The organism is Mucilaginibacter lacusdianchii (assembly GCF_009770985.1).
Taxonomy (GTDB): domain Bacteria; phylum Bacteroidota; class Bacteroidia; order Sphingobacteriales; family Sphingobacteriaceae; genus Mucilaginibacter; species Mucilaginibacter lacusdianchii.
In genome coordinates, this window is the sequence record NZ_WSRW01000003.1 from 798,517 (window position 1) to 816,224 (window position 17,708).

A 17,708-nucleotide genomic window follows, 5' to 3' on the forward strand; every position below is an offset into this window, starting at 1 on the left:
CAAGTAGATGGCCCGTTTGTTTTTAGGGTAGGTGATTAGCCTAAAAAATCACATATTTGCTGCATTGTATTATCTTAATTCTTTAATCTTAAAATATGGCGGGTAACTCATTTGGACAGCTTTTCCGGATCACAACGTTTGGCGAATCGCACGGCGAAGCAATTGGCGTTATCATTGATGGTTGCCCAGCACAATTGCCTGTTGATTTAGATTACATACAAGCTGAGTTAGACAAGAGAAAACCTGGTCAATCTAAAATTACCACTCAACGTAAAGAGAGTGACACGGTAAAGATACTATCGGGTGTATTTAATGGTAGAACTACCGGTACGCCTATAGCTATGCTGATTCCGAATGAAGATCAGCGGTCCAAAGATTATAGTCACAATACCGATGTGTTCCGTCCCTCGCATGCCGATTATACATACTTTTCCAAATATGGTATCCGCGATCACCGGGGTGGTGGACGTTCATCTGCCCGTGAAACCGCCGCGCGAGTAGCTGCTGGTGCTTTAGCTAAGCTTCTACTTAAATCGCAAGGTATTGAGGTGTTGGCACACGTAAGTAGTGTAGGCGTTATAAATGCACCTAATGTTAGCATCAGCAATGCCGAAGACTTTATCGCTACCCGCGAGGCCAATATTGTTCGCTGTGCTGATCCGGCTACGGCCGAAGAAATGATTGCTCGTATAGATGAGGTGCGTAAACAAGGTAATACTATAGGCGGCAAAATTAGCTGCACCATTACTAACTGTCCGGTTGGTTTAGGTGAGCCTGTTTTTGACAAACTACATGCTGACTTGGGCAAGGCGATGCTAAGTATTAATGCAGTACATGGATTTGAATATGGCTCTGGTTTTACTGGAAGCGAAATGTTGGGTTCAGAACACAACGATATTTTTATAAAAACGGAAGGCGATGAGGTTAAAACCCTCACCAATTTTTCGGGAGGTATACAGGGCGGTATCAGTAATGGTATGCCTATTGAATTTAAAGTAGCCTTTAAGCCAGTAGCTACTATCATGCAAAACCAAAATACAGTTGATGCTGAGGGTAACGCAGCACAGATACAAGGTAAAGGTCGGCATGACCCGTGCGTAGTACCACGTGCCGTGCCCATAGTAGAAGCCATGGCGGCGTTAGTAATAGCCGACTATTGGTTAAGAAATAAAACGGTTACCTTAGGTCACTGATGTGTAGCAGGTACTATAATTTAATAAAAATAAAAGAAGCCGGATAAAATCCGGCTTCTTTTATTTTTAGGGTCAACTTTTTTCAAGACATCATTATACAATGGTGATTCTTACATCGCTGTCAGCATTGCAGCGCTCATTGCAATCATTAATCCATCCTCTACAATGGTTACGGTGCTCATCGGTAAATTAAAAACTGCTCCCAGGCAAGCACAACGAATGACTTTCTTGTTCAGCACAGTTTGCAATACGCCGATAATGCTTACCGTCATCACAACCAAGGTAACAACATTAGTAAGCACCGGATTGAAATTAGTTGCAAAGGCAATTCCTAAAGCCAATTCCAATAAAGCGTATATATATCCCCAGCTTTTGAAACGGCGGGCAATTACATCATACATGGCATAGCTATCGGCAAAGCCATCCAGATTAAGCATTTTAAAAAAAGAAAATGTCAAAAAGAAGCCAGCCATAAAAACCCTCATAGCAACCAGGCTATCAACGCCCATTACTGTAGATCCGGCAATTACTGATACCGTTAAGATGTAAGTAAATATGAGCACAATGGGTTTATAGGTTTCAAACCAACTACGCGGCGTCTCAAAGTCATTTGTAAGGGTATGTCCGCTAATTGCGCTAGGTACTGCAGGTGCATCGGTAAGCTGATATTTAGGGTAATCTTTTAACGCACTTTGCAGCTTAGCAGTTGGGATATGCTCATCCATCTCCACGCTTACCTGGCCTTTATCTAAATCAACGTTTGCTGCCTTTACATGGTCAACTTCGGATAAAAGGTGCTCTACTTTATATTGACATCCGGCACACGTCATGCCGGTTACTGAATAGGTATGTTTCATAACAATTAAATTTCCAACACAAATGTACAGTACTGTTACACCAATGCTTTACACTATTGCCTGCTAACGTTATGAAATTTACAGTTCTTCGATATTACGGCGCTTATTGGCTTTAATGGTTTTAAAATGCGTAGGGGTAAGTCCGGTTTCTTTTTTGAATTGGCTTGATAAATAAGCCACGCTGCTATAACCCATTTGGTAGGCAATTTGGCTAAGTGTTAACTCATCGTAAATCAGCAGCTCTTTTACCTTCTCAACCTTTTGGCTAATGTAATACTTCTCGATGGTTGTGCCCTCAGTTTCCGAAAACAGGTTGCTTAAGTAATTATATTCGTAATGTAGCTGGTTAGATAAGTAACTGGATAAATTGATGTGAAGTGGCTCGTTTTGATGATGGACTAGTTCGACGATTAAATTTTTGATTTTTTCTACCAAGCGGCTCTTGCGGTCATCTATCAATTCAAAGCCCAAATGTTTCAATTGTATATTCAATGCTTCTAATTGTTCAGCCGTTAATTCCTCTTTTACGGTGGCTTCACCAAGTTCTATGTTCTGCAGGGTGTAACTACTAGCTTTAAGTTCTGCCTCAACTGCCAGTTTGCAACGGTGGCAAACCATATTTTTAATGTGAATTTTCATAGGTATATTGGGCAACCAAACATTCGGATGGTTTGCAAAACTATAAAAACCTTTTCATGTATCCGTCACAACAAAAAGCTGCTGCTAATTATCGCATTTTGATTTTGCTGTTTGTGGCATTAAAGTTATTACTAAACTCACTTGCGGGTGGTCGATACGGCTTTCATCGTGATGAAATGCTGCATTTGACACTGGGCGATCATTTGGCTTGGGGTTATAAAGAAGTGCCTCCTTTTATAGCCTTGCTTGCAAAACTTGCATTAATGCTTTTCGGTTCCACATCTGTAATAGGTGCTCGAGTATTTACAGCCATTGCCAGCGCTTTAATAGTGTTGTTCACAGGACTGTTACCGGTTGAGTTCGGTGGACGTAAATTTGCAATTACCATCGCTTGTTTAAGTGTGGTTGTGTCACCGGCCATGGCGGCCAGTGGCTATTTATTTCAACCGGTAGTATTTGATCAGTTGTGGTGGTTGATAGCAGCCTGGCTAACTGTTAAGTATGCCAATACGGAAGAACGCAAATACATGTATTGGCTAGGCATGGTAATTGGATGCGGCATGCTTACCAAATATACCATGGCATTTTTTACAGGCGCTTTGCTGGTAGGAATATTGTTTACACCAAGCCGTAAATGGCTGTTGCGAAAAGAAGTTGGTATAGCTGTTATATTGGCGTTATTCATATTTCTACCTAACGTATTATGGCAATATGTGCACCATTGGCCTGTAGTAACTCATATGCATAAGCTTAAAAGCCAGCAATTGGATTATGTAAAGCCAACTGATTTCATTTTGCAGCAATTGTTATTGCATGGTATTTTGGTAATAGTTTGGTTTACCGGCTTGCTGTTTCTACTTTTCCATAAAAGTATGCGCTTGTATCGTTTTGTGGGGATAGCTTACTTGCTCGTCTTTATATTTCTGTTAAAGATGAATGGTAAACCGTACTATTTGCTGGCGGCTTACCCAATGCTGTTTGCAGCTGGCGGATATGGCATAGCCTTGATTTTACAGGACTATAAAGCACGTACTATGGCTGCGGTTGCACTATTGGCACCTAACCTAATTATGTTGCCTATTGTACTGCCAATTCTCAATATAACTCAAGTGCGACGTTTTTTTGAGTATACTCACCAACACATGCCTGTGTTAGATTTTGCCGTAACTTGGGAAGATCACAAAAGACATCCCATTACACAAGATTACGCTGATATGTTTGGTTGGGAGGAAATGGTGCAAAAAGTAGCAAGCACCTATCACAATTTGCCTCTGGAGGCTCAAAAGCACACTGTTATATTTGCAGATAATTACGGCGAGGCTGGGGCTTTGCATTTGTACCGGCACAGATATAAATTACCCGATGTAGTATGCCTAAACAGCAGCTTTGCAATTTGGGCACCTGAAAGCCTGAGAACCGATTATATCATTTACGTAAGTGATGACAATGATGTAAGTGACCTGCAGCCCGTGGTAGAAGGTTACAAACGCGTAGGAGGTATTGACAACCAGCTGGCTCGCGAGTATGGCACCGGTATCTTTTTAGTAATGCGCCCTAAGGCAGCATTGGGTAAGATCTACCAACAACATTTGGAACAAACCCGAAACGAATAAAACCTAGCAATGCCTATCATCAGACTACAAACAATAATAAATGCGCCGGTTGAACGATGCTTTGATCTTTCCCGAAGCATCGATTTACACACCATTTCTACTAAGCATACAGGCGAGCAAGCCGTTCGCGGCCGCACAAGTGGCCTTATTGAACTGGGCGAATCCGTAACTTGGCGAGCGCGGCATTTTGGCATCTGGCAATACCTGACTTCAAAAATTACTGCCATGCAACCACCTTATTTTTTTGTAGATGAAATGGTGAGCGGCACTTTTCGATCTTTTAGGCATGAGCACCAGTTTACCAGCGTTGAGGGTAAAACAGTAATGGTAGATAAGTTTAATTACACATCGCCTTTTAGAATATTAGGTCGTTTAGCAGACTACTTGTTCTTAGAAACTTATATGACCAAGCTGCTTGAGCAGCGAAATGCGGTAATTAAGGCGTTTGCCGAATCTGACCGGTGGCAACAAGTGCTCAAAAAGTAAATAAGCCGACTGTAATAAGAGTCGGCTTATTTATTAAAAGTAGTATTATGTTTAAGCGCTTACGGTAAAGCCAGCCTTTTCAAAATCACTCCAAAAAGCAGGATATGATTTTTCTACAACCTGTGCATCTTCAATTTCAACTTCCGGTATCAATAAAGCCAGCGGTGCAAAGGCCATCGCCATTCGATGATCTTCATATGTGGCAACGGTTATTTTCTCGGGGATGAAGCGTTTACTGCAATCCAATTTGTAAACCAAGCCTTTTTCAATCAGCTTAACACCCATTTTACCAAGTTCGTTCTGTAAAGCTTTGATGCGGTCTGTTTCCTTAATTTTTAAAGTTTCCAGCCCTGTAAAAGTGGCTTCATGACCTAAAGCAGCACAAACTACAATAATGGTTTGGGCTAAATCAGGGCAAGCTTTCAAATCGAATATTTTGCGAATAACAGGTTTAGGTTCTTTTTTTAAATGCACGCCGCCGTCTTTAAACTGTGAGGTGATTCCAAAATTAGCCATCAGCTCGGTAATAACACTATCTCCTTGCAAGCTATATGGCGTTAATCCGGGTAAAAAAAGTTCGGCTTCATCGGCTAATGCCGCAACAGAATACCAGTAGGAAGCTGCGCTCCAATCTGGCTCTACCCAAATGCTGGTTTCCTTAAAGCCTTGCGATTCGATACTTATAATGTTTTCTTCCCAAGTGTGCTTTATGCCGGCCTGGTGCAACATACTCAACGTCATTTCCACATACGGGCGTGAAGTTAAGTCGCCTTCAATTTGCAGATTTAAACCTTTGGGTAAACGTGCCGCGATTAATAACAGCGCTGTAATGTACTGGCTACTGATGTCGCCTTTGATGCTAATAGTATCAGTTAACTGTTCAAAGCCACCTTTTATTTGCAGAGGGGGATAGCCGTCTTTTTCTACATAATTAATATGAGCACCAAGCTGACGCAATGCATCCACCAAAATACCAATTGGACGTTGTTTCATACGCTCGGTACCGGTAAGTACAATCTCACCATCCTGCAAGGTAAAATACGCTGTTAAGAAACGCATTGCAGTACCTGCCGGACCAATATTTATTTCAGGAGTAGAAGCCGACGGAGCCACAAACGGGGAATTGGTAGTAGCTGATAGTAGAGCGGCATTTGGCTCTTGTTCAGCATTACCTCGTAGTATACTCGCCAGTTTTACAGCGTCGGCAGCGTCCGAAACGTTTTGCACTTTTACCTTACCCTGGCTAAGTGCCTCTATTACCAATGCACGGTTACACTCGCTTTTAGAGCCGGTAAGTTGTATGGTGCCATTTACAACCTTACCGGCTCTTTTTATCTTAATATTTCCTGACATAGCTTAATTTAAGCGTGAGTCAATTTTTCCTGAACAGGCGCTTCGTTTTGGCCTTTGTTCATAATTTCAGTTTGCTTACGGATAGATTCGCCGTGGATAAGCTCCAGTAGCTTTTCTGTAAACTCGGGACTTAAATTTAATGCTTTAGCGTAATTAGTACGTTTCTGCAAAATTTCGTCCCAGCGGTTTACTTGTAAAATGGTGATGCCGTTATCTTTTTTATAATTACCAATCTGTTCCACGATTTTCATACGCTCAGCTAGCTTTTGGATAACCAAATCATCTAATTTGTCAATCTGAGAACGAAGGTCGGCCAGCTTATCTTTTACCTCAACGTTTACTACATTAGCTTTACGTAAAGTTAGGCGATCAATTAAATCTGATAATGCTGATGGTGTTAATTGTTGTTTAGCATCAGTCCACGCCACAGATGGGTCAATATGCGATTCGATCATCAAACCTTGCATATCCAAGTCCATCGCTTTTTGTGATACATATGGAATTAGCTCGCGGTTGCCCGAAATGTGGCTTGGGTCGCAAATGATTGGTAATTCAGGTGCGTGAGTTTTTAAGTTGATGGCTAAATCCCACATTGGTTCGTTACGGAACGCTGTTTTTTCGAATGATGAAAAACCACGGTGAATAGCAGCCAGTTTAGTAATACCAGCACGGTTAATACGCTCTAAAGCGCCAATCCACAATGATAAATCAGGATTTACCGGATTTTTGACCATTACAGGAATATCAACGCCTTGCAAAGCATCAGCAATTTCCTGAACGGTAAATGGGTTAACGGTTGAACGGGCACCTACCCAAAAAATATCAACACCAGCTTTTAAAGCTTCTTCAACGTGTTTGCCGGTAGCTACTTCTACAGCAGTAGGTAAGCCGGTTTCTGCTTTCGCACGTTTAAGCCATTCCAAACCAATGCTGCCTATGCCTTCAAATTCACCCGGGCGGGTACGCGGTTTCCAGATACCTGCACGCAAAGCTGATACACGACCAGTGTTAGCAAGTAAGTGCGCGGTGGCTACTAATTGTTCTTCTGTTTCGGCGCTGCACGGGCCGGCAATTAACAATGGTTCTTGTTTGGCGGTAATCCAAGAACTAAGCGGTTGTATTTTTAAATCCAGTTTCATATCGTGTTAGTTTTAGTTTAGTTTCATTTATTATTGTTTAAGTTGATTTGTTAAATTTTTATTCTTCAACATACCTTTCGTATTCGCCCAGTATGTTGAAATTTTGCGTATGGTTGAGTATCTGCCGTATTGCCTTGTCATACTGTTGCGTGTTGTTCCACTCAATGTCTACATAAAAGTTGTATTCGTTACGCTTACCCAGTACCGGCATAGATTGTATTTTGCTCATATTAACTTCCTGTTCGGCAAGGATATTAAGCACTTTGGCTAACGAGCCCACCTCATTACTTACTTGAAAGCAAAGTGAAGCTTTGTTAGTACTTTCGTTTTTAGCATTTTCATGATGGGTGAAAATCAAAAAGCGAGTGAAATTCTTTTTGTTCGATTCTATACGACGTTCCATCACATCTAATTCATAAAGCTTTGCAGCCAATGAATTCGCAATAGCAGCGGTATCAGTCAGTTGTTCTTCACGAATACGTTTGGCACAGGCGGCAGTATCGCTACTTTCAATCACCTTAAGTTGCGGATATTCGTCAATAAAATCAACGCACTGACGCAGGGCAATAGGGTGGGATATGACATACTTCACGTCTTCGAACTTTACGCCAGGCAGAGTCAAAAAATGCAGCTGAATAGGCAGGTACACCTCGCCAACAATTGGAAAGTTGTAACTCATTAACAGGGAGTAATTAGGCAAAATGCTGCCGGCAATGCTGTTTTCTATAGCCATCACCACATAGTCGGCCTGTTTGTTTTTCAGCGCCTCAAAAGTTTGCTTAAATGAATTGCACTCAACAGTTTGAATGTCCGTTCCGAAATATTTGAAGGCCGCTTCTTCGTGAAACGATGCGCGGACACCCTGTATAGCAACTCTTGGCTTTTGATTTTCCATAACCCTGTTAAAGCAAAAAGTCCCGGCTGTTGGGCCGGGACTTTTTGTTGTTTTGTATGTCTTGTTTAAAGCATATCAGTCCCGGCTCTTACTGCTAAAGTAAAAGTAATAGAAACCAAAACCATATGCGTTGTTTAAATTCATTTGTTGTATTGTTCGGTGGTAAATCTACGAGTTATAAGTTATTTGTCAAGAGCTAATTTAAACTTTTATGAAAATAATAATTTCATCATCTTAATTAAACCAAACCAGGTTAAATGCTCTACTCGATTTATCATTTCCTAAATTACACAGATGCCAAACCTGGTAATCGGCTGTAAAAGCTCAAACTATCGCACAGTTCTTCTTCCGTACAGATATGGTCGATGCTGCATTCGCCGATTTTATGAAGCAGTGTGCAGTTTACATTATCTCCCTGGTTCTTTTTGTCTGTCTTCATTAAACTGTGCAATAAGCTATGGCACGAATCGTCTAAATCATATTTAGGATATAAGCTGGTAAGCACGGTGGTAATTTCGTCCAATTCTTCGGCACTTAAGCCGGCCTTTTTGTGAGACAGCCAAGCTTCGCAAATCATGCCTATAGCTATTGCCTCACCGTGGGTTAAATGGTTTTCGTCATTTTGCAGTGAATAGGTTTCTACAGCATGACCTACCGTATGACCGAAATTGAGGCATTTGCGATAGCCTTTTTCAAAAGGGTCTGATACGACAACCTCGTTTTTAATGGCAACCGAACGATAAACTAACTCTGCCGAAGGTAGCCTTAAATCCTCACCCTGGTTTTTCAATTCATTCCAGTAAGCCGCATCAGCAATTAAACCGTGTTTTAGCATTTCTGCCAAGCCAGATAAGATTTGACGTTGGGGCAGTGTGGTTAAAAAGCCGTGCTCAATAAATACTGCTTTTGGTGATGTAAACGTACCGATGATGTTTTTAAGATTATCAAAATCAATTCCGGTTTTACCACCTATAGAAGCATCAACTTGCGAAAGCAGGGTAGTGGGTACTTGTACAAAATCGATTCCGCGTTTAAAGGTTGACGCCGCAAAGCCGCCCATATCGCCAATAACACCGCCACCCAAATTTATCATCAGGCTGTGGCGGTCGGCTCCAAAATCAATCAGCATCTTCCAGATACCGCAGCAAAAATCAATATTCTTGTTTGCTTCACCTGCGTTTACTTCAATAATGTCGTACTTGCCTTCCAAATGAATTAACCGCAGTTGCAAATGCGGCAGGCAGTGCACGCTGGTGTGCTCATCGGTTAAAATAAAAAAGCGGGAGTAATTTCCGTTTTCAATAAAACCCACTAGTGAGGAAAGCGTATCGGTAAAATATACGGGATAGTCAATACTGTTAATTGTTTCCATAATTTAAATCACCATAATGTTTTTACCTCTAAATTCTACCTTATCGCCTTTTTTAACTTTAAGGCGTTTACGATAATCTACCTGGCCATTATATTTTACTTCTCCTTCAGATACTACTATTTGAGCCTCGCCACCGGTTTGCACCAGGTTAGTAGCTTTTAGTAGTTGTATAAGCGGTATAAAATCGCCTTCGAGCTTAAATTCAATCATGGTGTGGGCAAAAATAAACTATTACGTTAAAAATGATGTATATGGTTTGCATTTTATAATTTTGCAGCATGCTAACAAATGAAAATTCTGTACCTGCGCCCGAAAGGGTAACCCTATCATTTGAAAATACTGAAATTGCTTTTCGCCATGCTTCTAACGCTGACTTGCAGCGAGCGTACTGGTTGTTCAAAGCTATCAACAATAATTTCTTAGTAAAAGTAGGCCCGGGCATGACCAACTTTGCTATAAAGATGGGTTTGCCAATTAAAGGTTTAATTAAGGCTACTATTTTTAAACAGTTTTGTGGCGGCGAAACCATTGCCGAATGCGATAACACTATTAAAAATTTGCATTCTGGTGGAGTAGGTACCATATTGGATTATTCGGTAGAGGGTGAGGAAGACGAAAAGGTGTTCGACCACACCCGTGATGAAATTATACGCACTATTGAACGTGCAACCGGCGACCCAGCTGTGCCCATCACAGTATTTAAAGTAACCGGCGTAGGCCGTTTCGGCTTGTTAGAAAAATTAGATACCGGTGCTTCGTTAACTGCTGCCGAGATTGAGGAATGGCAAAAAGTACAAGCGCGTGTATTAGACATTTGTCAAAAGGCATTTCAGGTTGGGGTTCCTGTGATGATTGATGCTGAAGAGAGCTGGATTCAAATAACACTAGATAAGTTGGCGTTGGACATGATGCAGCGCTTTAATCAATATAAATGCATCGTATACAACACTTATCAGATATACCGCCACGATAAACTGGCCGATTTAAAGCAGGATTTTGAAAAAGCCACAGCTAAGGGTTTTATATTAGGTGCCAAACTGGTGCGCGGTGCCTATATGGAAAAAGAACGCAAGCGCGCTCAAGAAATGGGCTATCCATCGCCTATACAGCCAGATAAACAGTCGGCTGATCGTGATTATAACGAGGCGACGCGTTTTTGTGTGCGGAACATAGAACGTATAGCTATTGTAGCAGGTACCCATAATGAAGATAGCTGCCGCTTCTTAGCCGATTTGATGAATGAGCTTAATGTACCGCACAACCATCCCCATGTTTACTTCTCACAATTGCTGGGCATGAGCGATAATTTAAGTTTTAATTTAGCTAATGCAGGTTATAATGTGGTTAAGTATGTGCCTTATGGACCTGTAAAAGCTGTGTTGCCATATCTGTTTCGCCGGGCACAAGAAAATACCGCTATTGCGGGGCAAATGAGCCGTGAATTAGGATTAATTATTAAAGAAAAGCAACGGAGAAAAATATAAGTTAGATTAAAAGGCTGCTTTAAGTAGCCTTTTTTAATATAGAAACAGCACGTAACAACGGACAACGAATTGATATTAAAGCGCTAATTTAAAATTCCATCAGTTACTGCTTAAGTGGTTAATTCATCAAAACTAGTTTAACAATATGGTAGTTGTAAACAAATTGCGAAATGTACTTTACTTTAAACTACGTGTTGCCTATTTTTGCCCGTAGACCATAGCATTTCTATAAATGGATTGCTGTATGACAAGCATGGAATTAGCAAATATCAGAACATACTTTTTAGCTAAAAAATGGCCCTCGCTGTTTTTGTCGGCTTTGTATTTTCTGTTTTCGCTGCTGTTAATTTTCTTACTTCCTAGCGCAAATGCCCACAAACCGGCAAGTAAAGATCAAGTTTACGCTAAAACCGTCAAGTCGACGCTTAAAAGAATTGGAAGTACTTTACGCCGTGACCGGGTGGCATCAGCGAGTCGTAAAGAAGTTGATTTGTGTGTTGGTCTAGTTGCTATGATCAGCACATGGTTTTTGATATATCTCAATGTATCAGCCGAAACACAAGCTGAATCTCTATTCGCTTTTAAAAATCCTCCGCTGTGGTCACAGTGCAGCTACGTACTCAATTGTAGCTGGCTTATTTGATTTTATTTTCTGGCAGTTAAGCTCGTAATTCATAGGCGGTTTGCTTTAAAACAGGCCTTGAACTAGCTTAACTTGTATCAACTTTTATTCTTAGCTGCTGGCTAGAATAAGGTCATTATGAGAAAAATCATTTTTCTAAAAAGCAAATACAATTCATAACAATTGAATCAAAACAGGTTATTATGATTCAGAATGAACCCATATCTAACAAACTAAAGCTCATTACTAATTTATATACGAAAGTAATTGAAAGGGAGCACTATCAATCCGAAATGAGCTATCACTTTGATGTACTGTTGGCTATTTATCAAAACGAAGGAACCATGTCGCAGCAAAAGCTGGCCGACTTGCTGCTGATAGATAAGCCGCATCTCTTATCTATCGTTTATCATTTAAGTGCCGAAGGCTTAATTGACGTTGAAAATAATATTACCGATAGAAGCGATAACTTCCTTTTTTTAACACAAAAAGGGATGAACAATATAAGGTCGATAAATCAGGCGGCTGTTATCTTAAACGAGCGCATTACAGCCGGTATTGAGGCCAGCAAACTTAGTGCATTCTTTGAAGTTCTCAGTGCACTTGAATGTAACCTGAAAGAGGAATACAAAGTAGCGTAAGCTTGCTTTGTTGTTGTTTAATTAGTGTTGTTTGAAAGTGGCTGGCAATTTGCCGGCCGCTTTTTTTATGTATACCGCAAGCGTAACGTTAGAACAACAATTAAATGGTAAGAAATGGTGCATCTCGGAAAGCTTGCCAGCGGCCCTGATGTTCGGGCTTTTGATAAATGCGGATGTGTGTTGCTTTAAAACTAATATTTTTTCCAATCAAGTATTCGTTGGCAAGTTGTTGCATGTTTTCAAAATTGTCTGTAGTAAACCCGCACCATTTGCGGCCGAGCGTAAGGTGCGGATGAAAGTGATGGGTATCAGCATCATTTTCTTCATTTTCAAAGGGAGCCAACGCTGTTATAAGTTCTTTGTGCAATGCTATTAACGCATCGGCCAGTACACTTGCAAATAATACTCCGTTTCCAAAATAATCGGTATTTGGCAGGGTAACGGTAAATGGTTTGGTTGTAGCCGCAATTTTAGTGACAATTTGCAGCCATTTTTCTTCATCGTGTGGTTTTACAGGCGGCCTTAAGGTAATGTGTGGTTCTACACGGTTATCACCAAACTGCTTTTGGATACGCAAAAAAGTTTCATAAACAGGCGAAGGTGGTACTATGCCAGCGAAGTATTTCATGATATGTATGAACTATTAATATTTTACCAAGTTTAAAAATACTACGATGAAAACATTGGGCTTAATCCGACACTTAAAGTGTAATGCTTACTCTTAAGCAATTAATAAATTGCAACCGCGGATGTCGGAAAAATCGAACCGACCTAAAATTTCAAAAGAACCATCACTGTAAACCTTGCCCAAATCCTGTGTGGCAATAAAAGAGCAGGAGTTAATATTTGCCAGGTCGATAATGTTCACACCGCCGGTTTTGCCTTGCTCAACTAAACTTACAGGGTCGTTAGTGTCGCGTGTCAAAACACGCATCCAAGGCGGACAATCAAAAATGCCATTGCCTTTAGAGTAAGCCTGCGAAAGCAGTTCGGTCATGCCATACTCAGAATGAATGGCGCTTACGCCAAACCCCCGGCAAAGAATATCGTGCAATTCTTCCCGAATCATTTCTTTGCGCCGGCCCTTCATGCCGCCCGTTTCCATTACAATTAGTTCGGGAAACTGGATGGGATAGCGCTCAACAAAATCCAGCAGCGCAAATGTAACGCCGATAAGCAAAGTAGGCTTTTTGGCTGCTTGTTGCTTTTGGAGCTGCCGATACAGGTCGTTGTGATTGTACAAGTAAAAGCCGCTGTCGTGATTGTGAGATTGCTGAATCAGGTCATCAGCCATATAAACCAGCGACGAGCCTTCTCTTTCCAAATAGGAAGGTAATAACGCTAAGATACAAAACTGGTCAACCGGGCCATAAAACAGCTCAAAAGCCTGCCGGAAACTTTTCACATACCAGCTAACATCAGTTACTAAATGTCTGCTGGTAATCATGCCGGTGGTACCCGAACTGGTAAAAATTATTTCCGGTTGTTTTGCATCACTCAAAATTTCGTGTTGTTTAAAAAATTCAATCGGTAAAAACGGAATATCAGAAATGCTAAAAACACTTTCCGGATCAACATTTAGCCCTTCTATAAACTTACTATATATCGGATTATGAAATGCTTGATAACGAAAAGTTTGTAAGGCTGCTTCGGTGAACTGCTGCTCTGTGTTTACAGAAAATATTTGCTGCTGTTGCGGCTTTTCCATGAGGCAAAGATACGCACATTCAAACGTAGGTAGTGTCATCCTAAAACATTGATTACACATTGCCAACAATCAAAACCTACATTTGCGCGTTAATTCATCAAACTTAAAGGCCTTGCTTATGCAATAGCTAATAGTGTTGACTATTTAATAAAGAAAAGTATTATGAAGATTTTAAGATTATTATCCTTACCCGCGTTATTAAGCATGGTGCTGGTGTTAACCTCGGCGCAAAATGCTGGAGACAAAGAAACGGAACGAATTGAATTAGCATCAAAAGTGCTGCAAGCATTTTCAACATCAGATGAAAGCATACCGCAAGAACTGCTGAAAGAAACTGAGGGAATGGTGATTATACCCAAAATGATCAACGCCGGATTTGGCATTGGCGGCAAGCGTGGCAAAGGTGTAGCTGTTGTTAAACTGCCTGGTGGCGGCTGGAGCAATCCGGTATTTATTACGCTAACCGGCGGAAGCTTCGGTTTTCAAATTGGCGTTCAGTCGGTAGACTTGGTATTGGTGTTCCGTCATAAAGGTGTGCTAACCGAAGTTAAAAAAGGTGATTTTACTATTGGTGGCGATATTTCAGCCGCTGCTGGTCCGGTGGGCCGTAGCTCAACTGCCAGTACCGATCATAAGCTGGAAGCCGAAGTATATTCATATTCCCGTAGCCGCGGACTGTTTGCAGGCATAAGTGTAAATGGCACCAACTTGTCTATCGATAAATCCGCCAACGCTAATTTTTATGGAGCAGATGTAACATCACAACAGATATTCGAAAACGGAAAAAGCACTAAAGCATCAATTGTTGCTTTAAAAGCTGCTTTGAAAGGTATGTAATAGTAATTTCCTAGAAGCGCATCTTCTTTGTAAGATGCGCTTTTTTATTTCAAACTCAACGTCGGTTTTTCAAAAACACGCTTTACTAATAAGCCAGAATATGCCGCAAATCCGCCTACCAATCCGCCAATTAAGCCCATAATTATAAGCAGTAACGTCCAGTGCGGAAGATGAAACAAAGCGGCTACACGGGTAGCAAGCAAATTATCATTGGGTAAGCTCTTCATCAGTGCAACAATTATCCAACCTATAGATACGCCGCCAAAACCCGACCATATAGACTGTCCGGCTCGCTTGGCTGATACAAAAGCTACTACAAATGCAATGATGGCTACTGTCCACCAGGCCAAATGCATAATGCCGGCTAAAGCGGTTAAAACAAGTATCAATATAAAAGGCATAGCTTATTTTTTTTGTAGGGTAAGGGTGTTTTTTATTTTCTCTGATTTTTCAGTAGCCGATTGTAGGTAAAGAAGCTCGTTCAGCTTGCCATCCTTCCAGGATTGCAACATGTTGGTATAGTAAAAGCTTCCAGGATTGCCTGACTCTCCACCCGGAAAGATGCCAAAGCCCTTCACCTTGGGTCCTAACTGCACCACCATGCGCCAGGATGGCCCATTGCCACCGCTGATGGCGTTGATAACCCCTGCCGTACCACCCGATTCAAATTTGCCCGACCCAAACCCAGGCAGGCTGGCTAGGTGATCAATTTCAGTAGGGCGAATCTTGCCCCATTGCCAAGCTGCGCCCAGCTTGCCGTGGGCATGTATCAATTCATTGATGGTGTTGTTGAAGGCCTGACTTACAATATCTGCAATGGTTTCGCGGCCTGCTGTATGGATATTGTCAAACCATTTACTTTGAGGCTCGGTTAACAGCATTTTTATTGTTCGGTCTTTTGATGGCCATCGCAGGTCGGCATTCAGTGTTTCAAAATCATCTCTCCAGGTTGTGTTATAAACATTAAGCCACCAACTGTTAAAAATAGTAGCCCCAATGGCATCAGCATCAAAACGTTTGTTCCAGGATTTTAGCACTTTATAAGCTTCCAATTGACTGGCATCCAGTTCAGACGGATCAATGTATTTAAGCAGCGTTGGTAAAATGTCATAAGCCGTGATGCTGTAATTGTCGGTTTGCAGCAATCGCATACTATCAGCCGTAATGTGATTCATTGCAGACAGCCGGTCATTAATGCGTTTACCACGTTGGTAAGCACCAAACTGCCAGTTAATATAATAGGGATAGGTAGCATCTGTAGATTGCTGATTAGCAGAACTAACGAACCCTCTCGGTGGATTCTTGACCGTTGGATTTTGTTCATAAGGTATAAAGCCCTGCCAGTTGTTGGCAGCATCGGTACCATCCAATATGAATTTACCTTGATCTTTAAACTTCAGCGGCAATTTGCCGTTTGGCGTAATGGCAATATCATTATCAGCACTGGCAAATATAAAATTCTGTGCAGGTGCAGAATAGAATGCCAGTGCTTTCCGGTAATCGGCATAGTTATTACCACGATTAAGCAAATAAAACGTTCTCAATTCGTTTGACTCGTCATGTGCAACCCAGCGCAGTGCTGTGCCTGCTGGGACGTTGGCAGGCGCTTTTTTATACTTTTGAATACTATCTTCATAAACTACCGGTCCAAAATGGGTATAAATCACATTTTCGGTAACCGCGGCCTGACCGCGTACCTTTATGGTTTCTATACGTCGTGTTGTTTTGCGCCATTGATTGTTATACCAATATTCGTTTTTGTCGGCATCCTTAAATTTTATTTGATACCAGTCCAGCACGTCGGCATCAACATTAGTCACCCCCCAGCTTATGTTTTGATTATAGCCTATTATAATGTTAGGAGCGCCGGGTAATGATACACCGTACACATTTACACCCGGCCCGTGCAGTTGTATTTGATACCAGATAGACGGAAAGGTTAAATGCAAATGCGGGTCATTAGCCAATATAGGATAGCCCGTTGCAGTTTTGCTGCCTGATACAGCCCAGTTGTTACTACCAATACCTTCAATTTTAGAAGCAGGTTTGTGGTTATTACTTAGCATCTGAGCTTTAAAGGTAGGGGAGAATTTGGGTATAGTCAGTGGCTTAAAGTTCCATTTGGTACCTGCTGGAATTATAGGCTCCTGCTGAAAGCTTTCATCAGGAAAAAGGTCTTGCGTCACTTTCCATCCAAACTTATTTAATACGTTCGTCATCTCCAATTCATCCGAGCCACCGGCCAGTGTTTCGGACATCAACTTGAGTAATAGCGCACAGTTGATAGGTTTCCATTCTTCTGGCTTATAATTTAAAAGCTTAAATTCAATAGGGTATTGTGCTGGTGTAAGACTATGTATGTAAGTATTAATGCCTTTCGTATAGGCTTCTACTACCAATTTGGTTTGCGGATCTTTCATCATGCCTCGCAATGAATTTTCGGCACCGTAAACCATGCCCATACGGCGGTGGTAACGGTCAATTTCCAAAGCGTTAGCGCCAACTACTTTGGCCAGTCGGCCAGATGCGCTGCGGGTTTGAATGTCCATTTGCCAAAGGCGGTCGGCTGCAGTCACATAGCCCTGTGCGTAATACAAGTCATGGTCGTTTTTGGCAAAAATGTGTGGAACGTGATTGTCGTCGTATTTAACAATCACTTCGTCATGCAAACCTTCTAAATTTAGTTTGTTTGCAGGCGAATCGTATTTGCTTTCTGCATTTTGCCAAAATCCGGTTGATGGATTGATGAAGTTTCCAACTGGCGGCACCGGGCCAAACTTAGTATGCAGTGCCCAAATCAATACAACTGTACTTAAGATACAAATAATTGCTTTGAATATTTTCATGAAAATAATTGCAGGTGATGCAT

The 17,708-nt window shown here is 41.4% G+C and carries 18 protein-coding genes; 7 read left to right on the forward strand and 11 right to left on the reverse strand.

Going from position 1 to position 17,708, the window contains the following annotated elements:
* Positions 1 to 95 precede the first annotated feature (95 nt).
* Positions 96 to 1,193 carry a chorismate synthase gene (gene aroC / locus GPM24_RS17020; protein WP_158828306.1) on the forward strand — a complete coding sequence of 366 codons (1,098 nt, stop codon included), beginning with the start codon at positions 96 to 98 and terminating at the stop codon, positions 1,191 to 1,193.
* Positions 1,194 to 1,303: 110 nt separating this feature from the next.
* Here the strand turns inward: aroC and GPM24_RS17025 are convergent, their stop codons facing one another.
* A complete protein-coding gene (locus GPM24_RS17025) occupies positions 1,304 to 2,050 on the reverse strand; it encodes a heavy-metal-associated domain-containing protein (RefSeq protein ID WP_158828307.1) in 747 nt (248 codons plus the stop codon).
* Between the two features lie 78 nt (positions 2,051 to 2,128).
* Positions 2,129 to 2,689, reverse strand: a complete 561-nt coding sequence (locus GPM24_RS17030) for a helix-turn-helix domain-containing protein (RefSeq protein ID WP_158828308.1) — start codon at positions 2,687 to 2,689, stop codon at positions 2,129 to 2,131.
* A 56-nt stretch (positions 2,690 to 2,745) separates the two neighbouring features.
* On the opposite strand from GPM24_RS17030, the gene GPM24_RS17035 reads away from it, so the two are divergent.
* Positions 2,746 to 4,302 (forward strand): ArnT family glycosyltransferase, encoded by a 1,557-nt coding sequence (locus GPM24_RS17035; protein ID WP_158828309.1) that lies wholly within the window; start codon positions 2,746 to 2,748, stop codon positions 4,300 to 4,302.
* A 9-nt stretch (positions 4,303 to 4,311) separates the two neighbouring features.
* Complete coding sequence (locus tag GPM24_RS17040; protein WP_158828310.1) at positions 4,312 to 4,788, forward strand: SRPBCC family protein; 477 nt, start codon at positions 4,312 to 4,314, stop codon at positions 4,786 to 4,788.
* A gap of 51 nt (positions 4,789 to 4,839) precedes the next feature.
* Here the strand turns inward: GPM24_RS17040 and aroA are convergent, their stop codons facing one another.
* The 5 genes from aroA to GPM24_RS17065 form a co-directional block, all read right to left on the reverse strand.
* On the reverse strand, positions 4,840 to 6,141 hold the full coding sequence (gene aroA, locus GPM24_RS17045) for a 3-phosphoshikimate 1-carboxyvinyltransferase (RefSeq protein WP_158828311.1): 1,302 nt from the start codon (positions 6,139 to 6,141) through the stop codon (positions 4,840 to 4,842).
* 8 nt (positions 6,142 to 6,149) lie between these two features.
* Positions 6,150 to 7,280, reverse strand: coding sequence for a chorismate mutase (locus GPM24_RS17050; protein WP_158828312.1), 1,131 nt, complete (start codon positions 7,278 to 7,280; stop codon positions 6,150 to 6,152).
* Positions 7,281 to 7,338: 58 nt separating this feature from the next.
* Positions 7,339 to 8,175 (reverse strand): prephenate dehydratase, encoded by an 837-nt coding sequence (locus GPM24_RS17055; RefSeq protein ID WP_158828313.1) that lies wholly within the window; start codon positions 8,173 to 8,175, stop codon positions 7,339 to 7,341.
* 286 nt (positions 8,176 to 8,461) lie between these two features.
* Positions 8,462 to 9,547 (reverse strand): 3-dehydroquinate synthase, encoded by a 1,086-nt coding sequence (gene aroB / locus GPM24_RS17060; RefSeq protein WP_158828314.1) that lies wholly within the window; start codon positions 9,545 to 9,547, stop codon positions 8,462 to 8,464.
* A gap of 3 nt (positions 9,548 to 9,550) precedes the next feature.
* Complete coding sequence (locus GPM24_RS17065; protein WP_158828315.1) at positions 9,551 to 9,757, reverse strand: RNA-binding S4 domain-containing protein; 207 nt, start codon at positions 9,755 to 9,757, stop codon at positions 9,551 to 9,553.
* Positions 9,758 to 9,825: 68 nt separating this feature from the next.
* On the opposite strand from GPM24_RS17065, the gene GPM24_RS17070 reads away from it, so the two are divergent.
* The 3 genes from GPM24_RS17070 (at position 9,826) to GPM24_RS17080 (ending at position 12,294) form a co-directional block, all read left to right on the forward strand.
* Positions 9,826 to 11,031 (forward strand): proline dehydrogenase family protein, encoded by a 1,206-nt coding sequence (locus tag GPM24_RS17070; protein WP_158828316.1) that lies wholly within the window; start codon positions 9,826 to 9,828, stop codon positions 11,029 to 11,031.
* 244 nt (positions 11,032 to 11,275) lie between these two features.
* A complete protein-coding gene (locus GPM24_RS17075) occupies positions 11,276 to 11,674 on the forward strand; it encodes a hypothetical protein (protein WP_158828317.1) in 399 nt (132 codons plus the stop codon).
* A 182-nt stretch (positions 11,675 to 11,856) separates the two neighbouring features.
* Positions 11,857 to 12,294 (forward strand): MarR family winged helix-turn-helix transcriptional regulator, encoded by a 438-nt coding sequence (locus tag GPM24_RS17080; protein ID WP_158828318.1) that lies wholly within the window; start codon positions 11,857 to 11,859, stop codon positions 12,292 to 12,294.
* Positions 12,295 to 12,394: 100 nt separating this feature from the next.
* Here the strand turns inward: GPM24_RS17080 and GPM24_RS17085 are convergent, their stop codons facing one another.
* Positions 12,395 to 12,922, reverse strand: a complete 528-nt coding sequence (locus GPM24_RS17085) for a 2'-5' RNA ligase family protein (RefSeq protein WP_158828319.1) — start codon at positions 12,920 to 12,922, stop codon at positions 12,395 to 12,397.
* A 93-nt stretch (positions 12,923 to 13,015) separates the two neighbouring features.
* Positions 13,016 to 14,002, reverse strand: coding sequence for a LuxE/PaaK family acyltransferase (locus GPM24_RS17090; RefSeq protein WP_158828320.1), 987 nt, complete (start codon positions 14,000 to 14,002; stop codon positions 13,016 to 13,018).
* A gap of 162 nt (positions 14,003 to 14,164) precedes the next feature.
* On the opposite strand from GPM24_RS17090, the gene GPM24_RS17095 reads away from it, so the two are divergent.
* Positions 14,165 to 14,839, forward strand: a complete 675-nt coding sequence (locus GPM24_RS17095) for a lipid-binding SYLF domain-containing protein (protein WP_158828321.1) — start codon at positions 14,165 to 14,167, stop codon at positions 14,837 to 14,839.
* Positions 14,840 to 14,883: 44 nt separating this feature from the next.
* Here the strand turns inward: GPM24_RS17095 and GPM24_RS17100 are convergent, their stop codons facing one another.
* Together GPM24_RS17100 and GPM24_RS17105 are read right to left on the reverse strand one after the other, a co-directional pair.
* Positions 14,884 to 15,240 (reverse strand): hypothetical protein, encoded by a 357-nt coding sequence (locus tag GPM24_RS17100; RefSeq protein ID WP_158828322.1) that lies wholly within the window; start codon positions 15,238 to 15,240, stop codon positions 14,884 to 14,886.
* A gap of 3 nt (positions 15,241 to 15,243) precedes the next feature.
* Complete coding sequence (locus GPM24_RS17105) at positions 15,244 to 17,685, reverse strand: penicillin acylase family protein (RefSeq protein WP_158828323.1); 2,442 nt, start codon at positions 17,683 to 17,685, stop codon at positions 15,244 to 15,246.
* Positions 17,686 to 17,708 lie beyond the last annotated feature (23 nt).